The sequence below is a fragment of the Inquilinus sp. 2KB_23 genome (assembly GCF_052115705.1).
Lineage (GTDB): Bacteria > Pseudomonadota > Alphaproteobacteria > DSM-16000 > Inquilinaceae > Inquilinus > Inquilinus ginsengisoli_A.
In genome coordinates, this window is record NZ_JBFRHF010000017.1 from 16,971 (window position 1) to 31,404 (window position 14,434).

Annotated in this window: 12 protein-coding genes; 6 read left to right on the forward strand and 6 right to left on the reverse strand. The window is 69.5% G+C overall.

All coding sequences use genetic code 11. The features are described from left to right. Positions 1–131 precede the first annotated feature (131 nt). Entirely contained in the window at positions 132–1,043 is a 912-nt protein-coding gene (locus AB4112_RS21260; RefSeq protein ID WP_309801304.1) for a LysR substrate-binding domain-containing protein, read from the forward strand. A gap of 15 nt (positions 1,044–1,058) precedes the next feature. Here AB4112_RS21260 and chrA read toward each other — a convergent pair whose 3' ends face one another. Next, positions 1,059–2,261, reverse strand: coding sequence for a chromate efflux transporter (chrA, locus tag AB4112_RS21265; protein WP_441722879.1), 1,203 nt, complete (start codon positions 2,259–2,261; stop codon positions 1,059–1,061). A 212-nt stretch (positions 2,262–2,473) separates the two neighbouring features. On the opposite strand from chrA, the gene AB4112_RS21270 reads away from it, so the two are divergent. Beyond that, positions 2,474–3,049 (forward strand): manganese efflux pump MntP, encoded by a 576-nt coding sequence (locus AB4112_RS21270; protein ID WP_441722881.1) that lies wholly within the window; start codon positions 2,474–2,476, stop codon positions 3,047–3,049. Positions 3,050–3,085: 36 nt separating this feature from the next. On the opposite strand, the gene mddA is transcribed toward AB4112_RS21270, so the two are convergent. Further along, positions 3,086–3,844: a methanethiol S-methyltransferase gene (gene mddA, locus AB4112_RS21275; RefSeq protein ID WP_441722883.1), complete on the reverse strand. Its 759-nt coding sequence runs from the start codon at positions 3,842–3,844 to the stop codon at positions 3,086–3,088. A gap of 220 nt (positions 3,845–4,064) precedes the next feature. On the opposite strand from mddA, the gene AB4112_RS21280 reads away from it, so the two are divergent. Next, entirely contained in the window at positions 4,065–4,718 is a 654-nt protein-coding gene (locus tag AB4112_RS21280) for a TetR/AcrR family transcriptional regulator (protein ID WP_309801300.1), read from the forward strand. Positions 4,719–4,817: 99 nt separating this feature from the next. Here the strand turns inward: AB4112_RS21280 and AB4112_RS21285 are convergent, their stop codons facing one another. Next, the gene (locus AB4112_RS21285) at positions 4,818–5,564 is read right to left on the reverse strand and encodes a helix-turn-helix transcriptional regulator (protein WP_441722886.1); all 747 of its coding nucleotides are present in this window, start codon (positions 5,562–5,564) and stop codon (positions 4,818–4,820) included. Positions 5,565–5,669: 105 nt separating this feature from the next. Continuing rightward, the gene (locus tag AB4112_RS21290; RefSeq protein WP_309801297.1) at positions 5,670–9,164 is read right to left on the reverse strand and encodes an indolepyruvate ferredoxin oxidoreductase family protein; all 3,495 of its coding nucleotides are present in this window, start codon (positions 9,162–9,164) and stop codon (positions 5,670–5,672) included. 281 nt (positions 9,165–9,445) lie between these two features. On the opposite strand from AB4112_RS21290, the gene AB4112_RS21295 reads away from it, so the two are divergent. After that, positions 9,446–10,798 (forward strand): ABC1 kinase family protein, encoded by a 1,353-nt coding sequence (locus AB4112_RS21295; protein ID WP_309801295.1) that lies wholly within the window; start codon positions 9,446–9,448, stop codon positions 10,796–10,798. A 5-nt stretch (positions 10,799–10,803) separates the two neighbouring features. Then, positions 10,804–11,121: a hypothetical protein gene (locus AB4112_RS21300; protein ID WP_309801292.1), complete on the forward strand. Its 318-nt coding sequence runs from the start codon at positions 10,804–10,806 to the stop codon at positions 11,119–11,121. Positions 11,122–11,301: 180 nt separating this feature from the next. On the opposite strand, the gene AB4112_RS21305 is transcribed toward AB4112_RS21300, so the two are convergent. Both AB4112_RS21305 and AB4112_RS21310 read right to left on the reverse strand, forming a co-directional pair. Continuing rightward, on the reverse strand, positions 11,302–12,591 hold the full coding sequence (locus tag AB4112_RS21305; RefSeq protein ID WP_441722888.1) for an aromatic amino acid ammonia-lyase: 1,290 nt from the start codon (positions 12,589–12,591) through the stop codon (positions 11,302–11,304). Between the two features lie 17 nt (positions 12,592–12,608). Further along, positions 12,609–13,130 carry an aromatic amino acid lyase gene (locus tag AB4112_RS21310; protein ID WP_441722890.1) on the reverse strand — a complete coding sequence of 174 codons (522 nt, stop codon included), beginning with the start codon at positions 13,128–13,130 and terminating at the stop codon, positions 12,609–12,611. A gap of 209 nt (positions 13,131–13,339) precedes the next feature. Here AB4112_RS21310 and AB4112_RS21315 point away from each other — a divergent pair, with 209 nt between their 5' ends. Continuing rightward, on the forward strand, positions 13,340–14,167 hold the full coding sequence (locus tag AB4112_RS21315) for a universal stress protein (protein ID WP_441722892.1): 828 nt from the start codon (positions 13,340–13,342) through the stop codon (positions 14,165–14,167). The last annotated feature ends 267 nt before the right edge of the window (positions 14,168–14,434 follow it).

The window sequence follows — 14,434 nt, forward strand, 5'->3', positions numbered from 1 at the left end:
GATTTCGCCCCGCTGCTGATCCGGCCGTCTTGCTGCGTCCGGTGATTGCGGCAACGGTATCGTGACCGGGACTTGACATGAAATGATCAAATATCAGGAAATGGATGAACTGATGTCATGAAGGGCGCGCCATGCAGCGGCTTCCCCTCGGCCCGCTGCGGACCTTCGACCTGGCCGCGCGGCATGAGAGCTTCGCCCGGGCGGCGCAGGCCCTGCATCTGACCGACAGCGCGGTCAGCCACCAGATGCGCAGGCTTGAGGCGGCGGTCGGCTTCGCGCTGTTCGAACGCCGCGGCCGGCGCGTCGTCCTGACCAATGCCGGGCGGGAATTCCACCGCACGGTGCATGACAGCCTGGAGACCATGGCGGCCGCGGCGGCGGAGCTGGCGTCCCGTGCCGGCGAGGCGGCGGGCCCGCTGGCGATCGGCGCGCCGCCGATGTTCGCCAGCAAATGGCTGGCGCCGCGCCTGGCGGAGTTCGCGCGCAGCCATCCGGCGATCGAATGCACCGTCCGGGTCGTCGACAACGACGCCGTCGCAGCGGCGGAGGCCGATATCGGCATCGCCTTCGGCAGCGGCCCCTGGCCGGGGCGATGGTCACGGGTCCTGGCCGAGGTCGCGCTGTCGCCGGCCTGCAGCCCACGGCTGTTCGGCGACCGCGGCGGCGTCATCCCCGACCCGGCGGCGCTGGGCGAGGTGCCGCTGCTGCACCAGGACGACGGCACCGAATGGCGGCGCTGGTTCGCCGCCGCCGGAGTGAAGCCGCCCGCGGCCGGCCGGCAGATGCACTTCTCCGACATCAGCGTCGCCATCGACGTGGCGCTGCATGGCGGCGGCATGGTGCTGGCCAGCGACGTGCTGTCGTCCCAGCATGTCCGCGACGGCACCCTGGTCCGCCCCTTCCCGACCCGGATCGCGGCCGACGGGCAATGGTGCGTGCTGTGCGACCCGCGCCGGATCGACCTGCCGGCGATCCGGGTGTTCCTGGCCTGGCTGACCGCCCAGTTCGAGGCCCCCGAGCCGCGGCCCCGGCCGCGCGGCTGAGTCGGTCGGCCGACCTCAGGACCGCGCCAGCCCCTCCGCCGCCACGGCGCCCAGCAGCACCACCAGCCAGGGCGGCACCGCCCACAGCGCCAGGGCCAGGAAGGCGACCAGCGCCAGGGCGAAATCCGCCGGCGCCAGGACCGCGCTGGTCCACACCGGGGTGTAGAGCGCGGCGAGCAGCAGGCCGACCACCGCGGCATTGACGCCACGCAGCGCCGATTGCACCGCGCCGCGCCGGCGCAGCCCTTCCCAGAACGGCAGGACGCCGACCACCAGCAGGAAGGACGGCAGGAAGATCGCGCCGAGGCACAGCAGCCCGCCGCGCCAGCCCCCCGGCCCGATCCCGGCTGCGGCGCCGAGATAGGCGGCGAAGGTGAACAGCGGTCCCGGCACCGCCTGGGCCGCGCCGTAGCCGGCCAGGAAGCGATCCGGCGCCACCCAGCCGGGCGGCACCAGCTCGGCCTGCAGCAGCGGCAGCACGACATGGCCGCCGCCGAACACCAGCGACCCAGTGCGGTAGAAGCTGTCGAACAGCAGCAGCGACGGGCTGCCGGTCGCGGCGGCGAGCAGCGGCAGGCCGGCCAGCAGCAGGACGAACAGCATCAGGCAGGCGACCGCGACGGGCCGCCCGACGTCGCCGGCCAGCGGTGCCCCAGCCCCGCCGGTCGCGCCGGCCGGCAGCAGCCGCCAGCCGACCAGCCCGCCGATGAGGATGGCGCCGACCTGGCCGAAGACGGTCGGCACCAGCAGCGCCAGCAGCGCCGCCGCCACCGCGACGCTGGCCCGCCCACGGTCCGGGCACAGGCTGCGCGCCATGCCCCAGACCGCCTGGGCGACGACGGCGACCGCGACCACCTTCAGCCCGTGCAGCCAGGCGCCGCCCACGCCCACCCAATCCGTGCCGTAGGCGAACAGGATCATGGCCGCGGCCGATGGCAGGGTGAAGCCGAGCCAGGCGCACAGCGCGCCGGCCAGCCCCGCGCGGTGCAGGCCGATGGCCATGCCGGCCTGGCTGGAAGCCGGGCCGGGCAGGAACTGGCAGAGGGCGACGAGATCGGCATAGGCCGCCTCGTCCAGCCAGCGCCGCCGCACCACGACGGCGTCGCGGAAATAGCCGAGATGGGCGATCGGGCCGCCGAAGGAGGTCAGGCCGAGCCGGAGGAAGACCAGCAGGACTTCGAGCGGCGATCCGCGCGGTCGCGTGACGGCGTCGGCCATGGGGACCTTTCCTTCCGGCTGGATCCGCCTTCTGCCATGGCCCCACGGCATCCGCAAGCGCGGCGCAGACGCACCACCGAGGCACAGGATTCAGCCTCGGCTGCACTCTGCAGCACGATCGAAATATCCGTTACGAACCAAAGACTTGCGCCGTTGACCCATCGATTCCGGGGGCCTATGCAGAGCCCCTTGCCCGCTTCTGGAACACCGCCGTGCCCCTTGCCACCACCCTCGGCCTCGCCGTCAGCCTGTCGATGGACGCCTTCGCCGCCGCGATCGGCAAGGGCGCCGCGGCGCGCAGCATTCCGGTGCGCGCCCAGGCCGCCGAGGCCGTGCGGGTCGGCGCCGTGCTGGGCGGGTTCGAGCTGGTGATGCCGCTGCTGGGCTGGGCGCTGGGCATCGCCTTCGCCGAGGCGGTGGCGGCGGTCGACCACTGGGTCGCCTTCGTCCTGCTCGGCCTGGTCGGCGGCCGCATGGCCTGGCATGGGCTGCGGCCGGGGACTGGCCCGGCGCCGGACCGGCGGTCGAGCCTGGCGGCGCTGGCCGTCGCCGGCATCGCTACCAGCATCGACGCGACCGCGGTCGGGGTCAGCCTGGCCTTCGTCCGGATCGACATCTGGACCGCCAGCCTGACCATCGGCGCCGTCACCTTCGCCATGTGCCTGCTGGGCTTCGGGCTGGGCCGCGGCGCCGGCGCCCGGCTGGGACGGCTGGCCGAGATCCTGGGCGGTTTCGGCCTGGTCCTGGTCGGTGCCCGGATCCTGGTCGAGCACCTCGGCGGCGCCTGAAACGACGATGACGCCGCCATGGCCGGGCTGTCCCAGTCAGAGGGGAGTGCGGTCGCGCGCGCCGGCCCTGCGGCCCGGCCATGGCAGCAGCATGCCGACCTGCTGGCGGTAGCGGCGGTACTGGTCGCCGAACAGCCCGATCAGGTCGCGCTCTTCCAGCTGGATCGCGATCAGGATGTAGCCCGTGGTCGCCACCGAGAACAGCAGGTGGCCGACCGTCATCGCCGGGGTGGCCCAGAAGGCGAGCAGGAAGCCGAGATAGAGCGGGTGGCGGACATGCCGGTAGAGGAACGGCGTGTGGAACCTTGGGGCCGGCAGGTCCCGGCCCAGCAGCCGCGCGAACACCTGGGTCAGCCCGAACAGCTCGAAATGGCTGATCAGGAAGGTGCTGAGCACCAGCAGGGCCCAGCCGAGCCAGAAGATGCCGTGGAGCACCGCCACGGCGACCGGATCCTGCACCGTCCAGACCGGATCGGGCATCGGCCGCCACTGCCAGTACAGCAGCAGCAGCACGAGGCTGGCGAGGAGCACATAGGTGCTGCGCTCGATCGACTTGGGCACGAACCGCGTCCACCAGCGCTTGAAGCCCTGCCGCGCCATGACGCTGTGCTGCACGGCGAACAGCCCGAGCAGCAGGGTGTCCACCACCAGGCTCTCGAGCAGTGGCCCCCCTGCCCCGGTGTCGATCGACTTCGGCACCACCTGGTTGCCGACGAACCCGATCGCGTAGAGCAGGGTGCCGAGAAAGATCGCGTAGGCGACGATGCCGTAGAGAAGCGCGGCTATGCCGGCCATGGCTGTCCTCCTGTGGTTGAAATGTCCCATGGCCCGACCGGGCCCTGGGCTCGATAATTCGGTCGACCGACCGAAATTCGCACAAAACGTCTCGGTTGAAGCGAGGCATCAGTTTGATCGATCGACCGACCGACTTTAGGATGCGGGTTCATCGTTTCGGCCAGGGAGAGCAGATCATGGGCCATCCGACGCGTCCCCTTGCCGGCTCCGGCCGCCCCGCATGACGCGTGGATCCGGTGATGACGCCGTGGCCTCGAAGCCGGGAAAGCGCGACACGCGCCAGGAGCTGCTGGCGGCGGCGGAGACCTGCCTGCGCCGCGACGGCCATGCCGCCCTGTCGACCCGGACCGTGGCCGAGACCGCGGGCGTGCCGCTCAGCCAGATCCACTATCATTTCAAATCCAAGCAAGGCCTGGTGCTGGCGCTGCTCGACCACCTGAACGAGCGCCTGCTGGAGCGCCAGTCGGCGACGTTCGCCGAGCCGATGCCCCTGTGGCGCCGGTGGGAGCGGGCCTGCGACTTTCTCGATGAGGATCTGTCGTCCGGTTATGTGCGCATCCTGCAGGACATGATGGCGGCCGGCTGGTCGGACCCGGAGATTGCCGAAGCCGTGCGCCGCAGCCTGCGCGGCTGGTACGCCCTCCTGAATGCGCTGGCCAGGGAGGCTGGCGAAAGCCTCGGCGGCCTCGGGCCGTTTTCGCCGGCCGAGGTCGCCTGCCTCGTCGGCGCGGCCTTTCTCGGCAGCGAGGCGAAGCTGCTGCTGGGCTTCGAGAGCGAGGCCATGCCCATCCGGCAGGCCTTGCGCCGCTTCGGCGGATTGCTCCGGCAGATCGAGGAAACGCCGCGCCCGCAGGCGGCGGCCCCAGCCCGTTGATGACATGCGTCCAGGATCTCAGGCCGGCCGCGACCCGGGCAACCCCTCAAAACAGGGGACCTTGACAGGTTTCCTGGAGCGTGAACCTCGCAGGCGCCGTCAGGTGTCGAGCAGGCCGAGGACCATGGCGGTGGCGACCGCCTCGGTGCGGCTGGACGCCCGCAGCTTGCGCATCGCCGATTCGACATATTCGTTGATGGTGTAGGTCGACAGGTCGAGCTCGCGAGCGATGCCCTTGCTCGACACGCCGCGGGCCACTCGGGCCAGACATTCGCGCTCGCGCCGGGTCAGCGGCGACGGCCCCCGCGCCAACCGCACGGCGGTGCGCCTCGCCGCCGCGCCGGCAATGCGCCGCTCGATGCCCATGGCCCGGCGCAGATGCGGCGCGATCGCGCGCAGGGCCCGGACCTGCGCCTCGTCCCAGGCGGGCCGGGACCGCGGCCGCCACATCGACAGCGTGTCGGTGCGGTCGCTGCCGGCGGGATCCATCCAGAAGAGGCCGGCATGCATGTCCCGGGGCGCCAGCATGTCGCTGTAGAACTCGGACCGCATGTAGGCCGCTTCCGGCACCAGCATGAAATTGGTGAAGACCGAACCATCAGGCGCCGGCATCATCGGGCGGATCGGATCGCGCTGCTGGTAATGCGCGCGATACTGCGGGATGCAGGCCTCGTCGATGCCGATGATGACCAGGTCGTGCATCGGCACGAAGGATCGGGCCAGCAACCCGGTGCGGGCGTCGAACAGCCCCAGCAGCCGGTCGAGCACCCGGGTCCAATCCTCGTCGCCGATGGCGGCGTCGTAGGTCTGGCCGATCAGGCCGGCGAGCTGGTGGTCATCGGGCATGGGAATGGTCCGGTCACACGAGCCGGCGGAGTCTCCGGCCCACCAGCAGCATAGTCGGATTCATGTCCTTTCCTTGGCGGGCACGGACAGCCGGTCCGCCCCGGCCTACTCCGCCGCCAGCTTCGGCGCCGCCGGGGTGCGCAGCGAGGCCAGCAGTTCCGCCTCGCGCGCCTTGGCCTTGGCAAGGGCCTCGTCCTTGATGTGGCCATAGCCGCGGATCTGCTCCGGCACCCGGGCGAGGGCGACGCAGACCGCATGGGTGTCCGGGCCGAGCCGGGCCAGCAGCTCCTCGACCACCGCCTCGTAATCGGCGATCAGCTGCCGCTCGCCCTTGCGCTCGGCGGTGCGGCCGAACGGGTCGAGGGCGGTGCCGCGCAGCCGCTTCATCCGCGCCAGCAGCCTGAAGGCCTTCAGCATCCAGGGGCCGAAGGTGCGCTTCTTGAGGTGCCCGGTCTCCGGGTCCTTCTCGGAGAAGGACGGCGGCGCCAGGTGGAACTGCAGCTTGTAGTCGCCCTCGAACTGGGCCTCGAGCTGCTTCAGGAAGGTGCCGTCGGTGTAGAGCCGGGCGACCTCGTACTCGTCCTTGTAGGCCAGCAGCTTGTAGTAGTTGCGCGCCACCGCGTCGGTCAGATCCTCGCGGCCGAACTTGGCCTCGGCCGCCCGCACCTTGCCGACCAGCGTGGTGAAGCGTGCGGCATAGGCGGCGTCCTGGTAGGCGGTCAGCTGCTCGACCCGGCGGGCCAGCACCTCGTCCAGCGTCCGCGACAGCTTGCGCACCGCGTCCGGCGCCGGCGCCACCAGGCGCTCGACCCGGGCAAGGTCGTGGGCGGCGCGGCGGCCCCACAGGAACGCGGCCTTGTTCATCGGAACGGCGGTGCCGTTCAGCTCGATCGCCTTCTCCAGCGCCTCGTGCGACACCGGCACCAGCCCCTTCTGCCAGGCGTAGCCGAGCATGAACAGGTTGGTGGCGATGCTGTCGCCGAGCAGCGCCGTGGCGATCCGGGTGGCGTCGACGGTGTCGAGCAGAGCGGGGTCGCCGCCGTTCTTGGCCACGGTGTCGAGCATCGCCTTGCCGGGGATGACGAAGTCCGGGTTCTGGGTGAAGGCGCCGGTGATGGCCTCGTTGCTGTTCACCACCTGGCGGGTCAGGCCGGGATGGATCTTCGACTGCGCCTCGCCCGAGGCCGCGACCACCAGGTCGCAGCCCAGCATCAGCCGGGCGCCGCCGGCGGCGATGCGCACGGCGTGGATGTCCTCCGGCGTCCGGGCGACGCGGACATGGCTGACCACCGCCCCGCCCTTCTGGGCCAGGCCGGCCTGGTCGAGCACCGAGACGCCCTTGCCTTCGAGATGCGCGGCCATGCCGAGCAGCGCGCCGATGGTGATGACGCCGGTGCCGCCGATGCCGGTGATCATGATGCCGTAGGGCTGGTCGAGCGACGGCAGGTCAGGCTCCGGCAGCACCGGGAACAGGTCGGCCGCGCCCTGGGCGGCCGGCTTCGGCTTGCGCGGGCTTCCGCCCAGCACCGAGACGAAGGATGGGCAGAAGCCGTTGACGCAGGAGAAGTCCTTGTTGCAGCTGGACTGGTCGATCGCGCGCTTGCGGCCGAATTCGGTCTCGACCGGCACCACCGACAGGCAGTTCGACACCTTCGAGCAGTCGCCGCAGCCCTCGCACACCGCCTCGTTGATGAAGACCCGCCGGGCCGGGTCCTCCATCAGGCCGCGCTTGCGGCGACGGCGCTTCTCGGCGGCGCAGGTCTGGTCGTAGATCATCACCGAGACGCCGGGCGTGTCGCGCAGCCGCTGCTGGACGTGGTCCAGCTCGTCGCGATGCTCGACCGGCACGCCGTGGGGCAGCAGCTTGCTCGGCATCCCGGCCCCGCCGTAGATCTCGGGCCGGTCGGTGACCACCACCATGGTCTTGACGCCCTCGGCCGCCAGCTGGGCCGCGATCATCGGCACGCTGATGGTGCCGTCGACCGGCTGGCCGCCGGTCATGGCCACGGCGTCGTTGAACAGGATCTTGTAAGTGACGTTGACCCCGGCCGCGAGTGCGGCGCGGATCGCCAGGCTGCCGGAGTGGAAATAGGTGCCGTCGCCGAGATTGACGAAGACGTGCTTGGTCTCGGTGAAGCGCGCCTGGCCGATCCAGGCAGCGCCCTCGCCGCCCATCTGGCTGAAGGTCTCGGCCTTCCGGTCCGGCATCCAGGTCGCCATGTAGTGACAGCCGATGCCGGCCAGCGCCCGGCTGCCCTCGGGCACCCGGGTCGAGGTGTTGTGCGGGCAGCCGGAGCAGAAATACGGCACCCGGTCGACCGCGGCCTTGACGATCTTCTTCTGGCCCTCGCGCTCCTCGAGATAGCGCACCCGCTCGGCCAGGCCGGTGTGGTTGAGGTACTTCAAGAGCCGCTTGCCGATGACCACGGCGATCTGGGCCGGGGTCAGCTCGCCGGTCGAGGGCAGGATCCAGTCGCGGCCCTCGTCGAACTTGCCGACGATCACCGGCCGCTTGTCCGCCCGCCAGTTGTACAGCTGTTCCTTCAGCTGGTTCTCGATCAGCGCCCGCTTCTCCTCGACCACGATCAGCTCGTCGAGGCCTTCGGCGAAGGCGCGCACGCCGCTGGGCTCCAGCGGCCAGGGCATGCCGACCTTGTAGATGCAGATGCCGAGCTCCGCCGCCAGCGCCCGGTCGATGCCGAGGTCGTCCAGCGCCTGGCGCACATCGAGATAGGATTTGCCGGTGGTGACGATGCCGAAGCGGTGGCGGCCGCTGTCATAGACCAGGTGGTCGAGCTTGTTGGCGCGGGCGAAGGCGAGTGCTGCGTACAGCTTGTCGCGCATCAGCCGCTCCTCCTGCACCATCGGAGGGTCGGGCCAGCGGATGTTCAGCCCGCCCGCAGGCATGGCGAAATCTTCGGGCAGCACGATGCCGACGCGGTTCGGATCGACATGGACCGAGGCCGAGCTGTCGACGTTCTCGGCGATGGTTTTGAAGCCGACCCACAGGCCGGAATAGCGGCTCATCGCCCAGCCGTAGAGGCCGTAGTCCAGGATCTCCTGGACGTTCGATGGGTTCAGCACCGGCATCATATGGGCGATGAAGGCGTGCTCGGACTGGTGCGGCACGGTGGAGGACTTGCAGGCATGGTCGTCGCCGGCCAGGGCCAGGACGCCGCCGTATTTCGAGGTGCCGGCGAAGTTGGCGTGCTTCAGCACGTCGCCGGTGCGGTCGACCCCGGGGCCCTTGCCGTACCAGATGCCGAACACGCCGTCATGCTTGGCGCCGGGCCACAGCCCGACCTGCTGGCTGCCCCAGACCGCAGTGGCGCCGAGGTCCTCGTTGACCCCGGGCTGGAATTCGATGTGCTGCTTCTGCAGGAACTTGCGCGCCGACCACAGCGCCTGGTCGTAGCCGCCGAGCGGCGAACCGCGGTAGCCGGAGATGAAGCAGGCGGTGTCCAGCCCCGCCGCAGCATCGCGCTGACGCTGCATCAGGGGCAGGCGGACCAGCGCCTGGATGCCGGTGAGATAGATGCGGCCGGAGTCGAGGGCGTACTTGTCCTCGAGGCTCACGGGTGCAAGGGCCACTGCCGTCATCGACGCCTCCCGAAGGCGGCCGGTTTCAGTCCGGCTGCTGCAAAAAGGTAATCTTCTTTCGCGTTCTGGACAATCGGCCGGGAGGCCGCGGCGACAGAAAGCAACGGCAAACCGGACAGCCTTACTGTCCTTGATGGAAGATTACGGGCTTTCCGGAAATCGGGATGGAAACGAACCCGCCGGTCACCGCGCGAGGGCCGCGACATCGCCCGGGGGTGACGGATGGCAGGGCAAGCCCTAGATAGGTCGGGCGCCCCCGCTCGCGACATCCGGTTTGGATCATGGCTGACGAAGAAAACAGTTTCGGTGGACGGCTGCGCCGCTACGCCCGGGTCTCGGGCGCGATGGGCGGCCTCGCGGCCCGGGTGGCGGGGGAGCGCTATCTCGGCCTGAAGGTCGACCGCGACGCCCATGCCAGCGAGTTGCGAGTCGCGCTGGGCGGGCTGAAGGGCCCGCTGATGAAGGTGGCGCAGATGCTGGCCACCATCCCCGAGGCGGTGCCGAAGGAATATGCGCAGGAGCTGCAGCAGCTGCAGGCTGATGCCCCGTCGATGGGCTGGCCCTTCGTCAAGCGGCGGATGGCGAGCGAGCTGGGGCTGGACTGGCAGGGCCGGTTCAAGAGCTTCGAGCACGAGGCGGCGGCCGCGGCGTCGCTGGGCCAGGTGCACAAGGCGGTGGGCCATGACGGAAGGCGGCTGGCCTGCAAGCTGCAGTACCCCGACATGCAGTCGGCGGTCGAGGCCGACCTCAAGCAGCTGAAGCTGATCCTCGGCATCTTCGAACGTTACGACAAGACGGTGTCGACCAAGCAGATCCACGCCGAGATCTCGGAGCGGCTGCGCGAGGAGCTGGACTATTCGCTCGAGGCCAAGCATTCCAGGCTCTACGCCGACATGCTGGCGAACGAGCCCAACGTCCATGTGCCCGAGGTGGTGCCGGAGCTGTCGACCAAGCGGCTGCTGACCACCACCTGGCAGGACGGCAAGAAGATCCTGACCTTCGTCCAAGGCAGCGAGGAGCAGCGGGCCCAGCTGGCGTTGAACATGTTCCGCGCCTGGTACGTGCCGCTGTATTTCTACGGCGTGATCCATGGCGACCCGCATCTCGGCAACTACTCGGTGCGGGACGACGATTCGATCAACCTGATGGATTTCGGCTGCATCAGGGTGTTCCCGCCCAGCTTCGTCGGCGGCGTGATCGAACTGTACCGGGCCCTGGAGACCAATGACCGCGATCGCGCGGTGGCGGCCTACAAGACCTGGGGCTTCAAGAACATGACCAACGAGCTGGCCGACGTGCTGAACGTCTGGGCCGGCTTCCTGTACGGCCCGATCCTGGAGAACAAGGTGCGGCTGATCGGCGAGGCCAAGAACGGCGTCTATGGCCGCGAGACCGCCGAGCAGGTGCACAAGGAGCTGCGCCGCGTCGGCGGGATCGAGGTGCCGCGCGAATTCGTGTTCATGGACCGCGCCGCGCTGGGCCTGGGCTCGGTGTTCATCCACCTCAAGGCCAAGGTGAACTGGCACACCCTGTTCAACGACCTGATCGCCGATTTCGACCTGGCGTCGCTGACCAGGCGGCAGAGCGACATCCTGAAGAAGCACGATATCCCGCTACCGGTGGCCGGCGCCTGACGCCCATGGCTCCAAGCGATCCGGACGAGTGGGCCGCCCTGCGGCGGGAATGGGCCGAGGGCGGTCGCGTCGTGCTCCAGGACGATGCGAATGGCAGCGACCACAGCATCGTCCATCACTGGATCATGCGGCTGATCGATGGCGAGATCGTCGATGACGACCGGGACGGCATCCTGTCGCTGGTCTATCACAGCCTGAACTTCGACATCCCCTTCGCCGCCACCAAGGGCGTGCGGGACGAGTTGCTGCAGGTGGTCCGGATGAAGATCAAGGACCCCGCCTGGCGGCGATTCCCCCAGGAGCCCGGGGCAAAGGAAGGCTGAGTCCCGGCGGATAGGGGGCGTTGCTCACCCGTCTGCGAGAATTCCCCACATCGTCATTGCGAGCGCAGCGAAGCAATCCATCGGGCCGCTCGTGCTGACCCGTGGATTGCTTCGTCGGCTTCGCCTCCTCGCAATGACGGATGAGAGGCGGGCGCCTTCTCAGGCCGTCCGCACCCCGCCTCAGTTTACCGACGGCCCTGCCTTGGGGGTCGGCTGGCCCTGCGGTGGCGTCGGCCCGCCCGGGTAGAATTTCGCGGCGGGATTGGCCTGCATGAAGTCATAGACCACCGCGCCGAGCGGGCGCTTCTGCCGCTCGGATGGCGCCTGCTGCCACGGCACGACCTCGCGCAGCGCCGCCAGCGCCGCGGTCGGCACCGCTCCGAAGTTGCGCCCGGGGGCCTGGACCTTGCGCACATCCGTCCAGAAGCTCCCCGTCAGCAGGTCCTGGGCCAGGAGCTGGAAGGACAGGTCGACGGCGTCGCGGGCCCGCTGGGTCTTGAGGCGGGTTTCCGCCTGCAGGTCCTCGACCGTGGCGACGATGGCCTGTCCGGCCGGCGTGACCGGCGTGCCCATGCCCGACAGCTCCAGCCAGAGATCGGTCGGCAGGTAACCGTCCAGCCTAGGCGCGTTCCTGCGCATGTCGGCGCTGAGGATGTCGGCCGGCTTGACCAACGTGAAGAAGGGGTTGCGGAAGCGCTCGATGCGCTGGGCGACCGCCACGTCCATATTGGTCAGGGCGATGGTGAAGGCTTCGACCTGATTGGCGAGGGGATAGGGATCCCAATTGGCGTTGGAGAAGATGTAGCCCGACTGGCCGTGGCTGAGCGGGCCGCCCTTGACGTAGTACTTCATGAATTGCGGCGTGCTCAGCTCCCATGAGCTTTCCGGCGTCAGGCCGGGCAGCACGGCCGGGTTGTGATCGGACGCGTTGATCGACAGCAGCGTGGAATCGCGCAGCTCGGCCCAGGCCTGCCAGGCCGAGCCCTGACGCTGGCTGGAGGCGCGCATGCTTTCGGGATCCTGGATGATGCGGGCCGGGTCCTCGTCGAAGAGATAGCTGCCCCGGATCATGTCCATGACCCGCGCAGCGTCCCAGGTCAGCCAGGGATAGGGACGCATCGCCTGAACCTGCGAGGAGATCGGCGTGACGCTGGAATTCATGCCGAGCAGGTCGATGGCATGGGCGAGGTCCGTCCATTCCAGCAGCCTGCGCGCATCGGCCACCAGCAGCACGGCCTGGGCCTGGGCATAGGCGTTGGTGCTGATCAGGGCGGCTTCATCGGCGACGAAGGGCTCCAGCGGCCTCAGGCCGGCCTTGGCAAGAGCGTCGGCCGCCGGCATGCGCACGCCGCGGTAATAGGCATCGCCTTCGCCGACCATGGCCCCCGCGATGTTGCCCATGGTGGGCAGGTCGCCCTCGCCCAGCGTCCCGCGCGACTGCACCACCGGGGTGACGCGCGCATTGAGCATGTCGACCAGGATGTGGGTCAGCTGCGGGCTGGCGCCTCATAGGACATGGTGTTGGCACGGATCGCCATGATGGCGCGGATCAGCGCCTCCTCCTGCAGTTCCGGGCCGAAGCCGCTGGCGACCCCGTTCCTGAAACGCGCCAACTGCTGCTCCTTCAGCAGCTTGGTGTTCTCGGGCGTGGTCGGGTCGCCCGAAAAGATCACCGTTTCGCGCTGGTCGCCGGCCCCCCGGTTGAACCAGTAGATCGTCACGTTCTCGGCCGCGCCCTGCAGCAGCAGCCCGTAGGCATCGGCCGAGCGTTGCAGGGCTTCGTCGCTGAGCTTCACCTTCGCACCGTCGCGGGCGATGGCGATCACCTGCTCGATCGTGAGGTCATGGCCTGTCAGCGTGATCGTCGTGTCCGCGGCGGTTTCGACGATCGCCTGATAGGTCCCCGGCGCTTCCAAGGCGCGGAGGGATCGGGGCGCCATCGAGACGGCGAGCAACGTCAACGCAAGCAACAGAAATTTCGTGCAGACGGAGGCAAACCGGTCCGGCATGAGCTTCTCCCGCTGTCGGCTGAAATCTATGGGAACGATTTCACTATATAGAAAAAAAGTTTCCTGAAAAGGCGTCCGAGACCGACTCTTGCCGGCACAGCCGCAGCCCGACGAAGCCGCACGGCAGCCATGCCGGGCACCGAAACGGTGGATCGGGGGTTTCTTCAGGTGAACAATGGGTCCCAGACCGTTGAGCCCCAGGAGGTTCCATGTCCATCCAGCACCTGCTCGTCCCCCTCAGCGGCCATGCCGGCGACCGTGCCTCCCTCGATGCCGCCCTGGGCCTCGCCAAGCGCTTCGACGCGTCGGTCGAGGTGCTGGCGCTGCGCCCCGATCCGCAGCGCGTCCTGGCCTACACCGGGGCCGAGATGGCAGTGGCGACCAGCATGCTGCTGGAAGGGGCGGAGAAGGCGTCGAACGAGGTGGCCGCCCGCAACCGCGCCGTGTACGAGGCCGCCATCGCGGCGGCCGGGTCCGGCCCCGAGGTCGAGTTCCGCGAGGAGACCGGCAGCGAGACCGCCGTGGTCGGCCGCCGCGGCTCGGTCTCGGACCTGATCGTGACCCCAGGCCCGAGCCTGGACCCGACCGCCACCCGGGCGGTGCTGGAGGCCGCTTTGTTCGAGACCGGCCGGGCCGTGCTGATCGTGCCGGGCCCGGCGCCCGCCGACTTCGCCGACCGCATCCTGGTGGCCTGGGACGGCGGCAAGGAATCGGCCCGCAGCGTGGCCGCCGCCCTGCCCTTCCTGGAGGCGGCGACGGCGGTGAGCGTCTACACCCGCGACGAGGGCGAAGACCGCTGCACCGCGGCCGACCTGGTCAAGTATCTGAGCCGCCACGGCGCGCCGTCGAACCGGGTGACCGACGACGACCCCAAGCAGTCGGTCGACGCCGCCATCCCGGCCGCCGCCCAGCGCGCCAATGCCGGGCTGATCGTGATGGGCGGCTACAGCCACAGCCGCTTCCGCGAGATGATCCTGGGCGGGGTGACCGAACACATGCTGTTCCACGCCCCCTGCCCGGTGCTGATGGCTCACTGAGCGGTCCTTCCCCAGCGCCTTCCTCCTTCGACATTGCGAGGAGGCGAAGCCGACGAAGCAATCCATGGCGCCGCCTGGCATGGATTGCTTCGCTGCGCTCGCAATGACGGGGAGGTGGGAGAGGCCAGTCTCCCTTTCCTCCTTGGGCCCCGCTTCCCTTGGCCGTGGCGGGACAAAGCCCCTTTCCACTCGCAGGCTCCTTCGTTTAGTCTCGCGCCGCCGTCAGCCATGACGGCATCGACGAACGAGGATTCCCGGTGACCATCG

Excerpts from the sequence above, each read along its gene's own strand:
- AB4112_RS21260 (WP_309801304.1), top strand. The coding sequence starts at position 132 with ATGCAGCGGCTTCCCCTCGGCCCGCTGCGGACCTTCGACCTGGCCGCG.
- chrA (WP_441722879.1), bottom strand. The coding sequence starts at position 2,261 with ATGGCCGACGCCGTCACGCGACCGCGCGGATCGCCGCTCGAAGTCCTG.
- mddA (WP_441722883.1), bottom strand. The coding sequence starts at position 3,844 with ATGGCCGGCATAGCCGCGCTTCTCTACGGCATCGTCGCCTACGCGATC.
- AB4112_RS21280 (WP_309801300.1), top strand. The coding sequence starts at position 4,065 with ATGACGCGTGGATCCGGTGATGACGCCGTGGCCTCGAAGCCGGGAAAG.
- AB4112_RS21285 (WP_441722886.1), bottom strand. The coding sequence starts at position 5,564 with ATGCCCGATGACCACCAGCTCGCCGGCCTGATCGGCCAGACCTACGAC.
- AB4112_RS21290 (WP_309801297.1), bottom strand. The coding sequence starts at position 9,164 with ATGACGGCAGTGGCCCTTGCACCCGTGAGCCTCGAGGACAAGTACGCC.
- AB4112_RS21295 (WP_309801295.1), top strand. The coding sequence starts at position 9,446 with ATGGCTGACGAAGAAAACAGTTTCGGTGGACGGCTGCGCCGCTACGCC.
- AB4112_RS21300 (WP_309801292.1), top strand. The coding sequence starts at position 10,804 with ATGGCTCCAAGCGATCCGGACGAGTGGGCCGCCCTGCGGCGGGAATGG.
- AB4112_RS21305 (WP_441722888.1), bottom strand. The coding sequence starts at position 12,591 with ATGCTCAATGCGCGCGTCACCCCGGTGGTGCAGTCGCGCGGGACGCTG.
- AB4112_RS21310 (WP_441722890.1), bottom strand. The coding sequence starts at position 13,130 with ATGCCGGACCGGTTTGCCTCCGTCTGCACGAAATTTCTGTTGCTTGCG.
- AB4112_RS21315 (WP_441722892.1), top strand. The coding sequence starts at position 13,340 with ATGTCCATCCAGCACCTGCTCGTCCCCCTCAGCGGCCATGCCGGCGAC.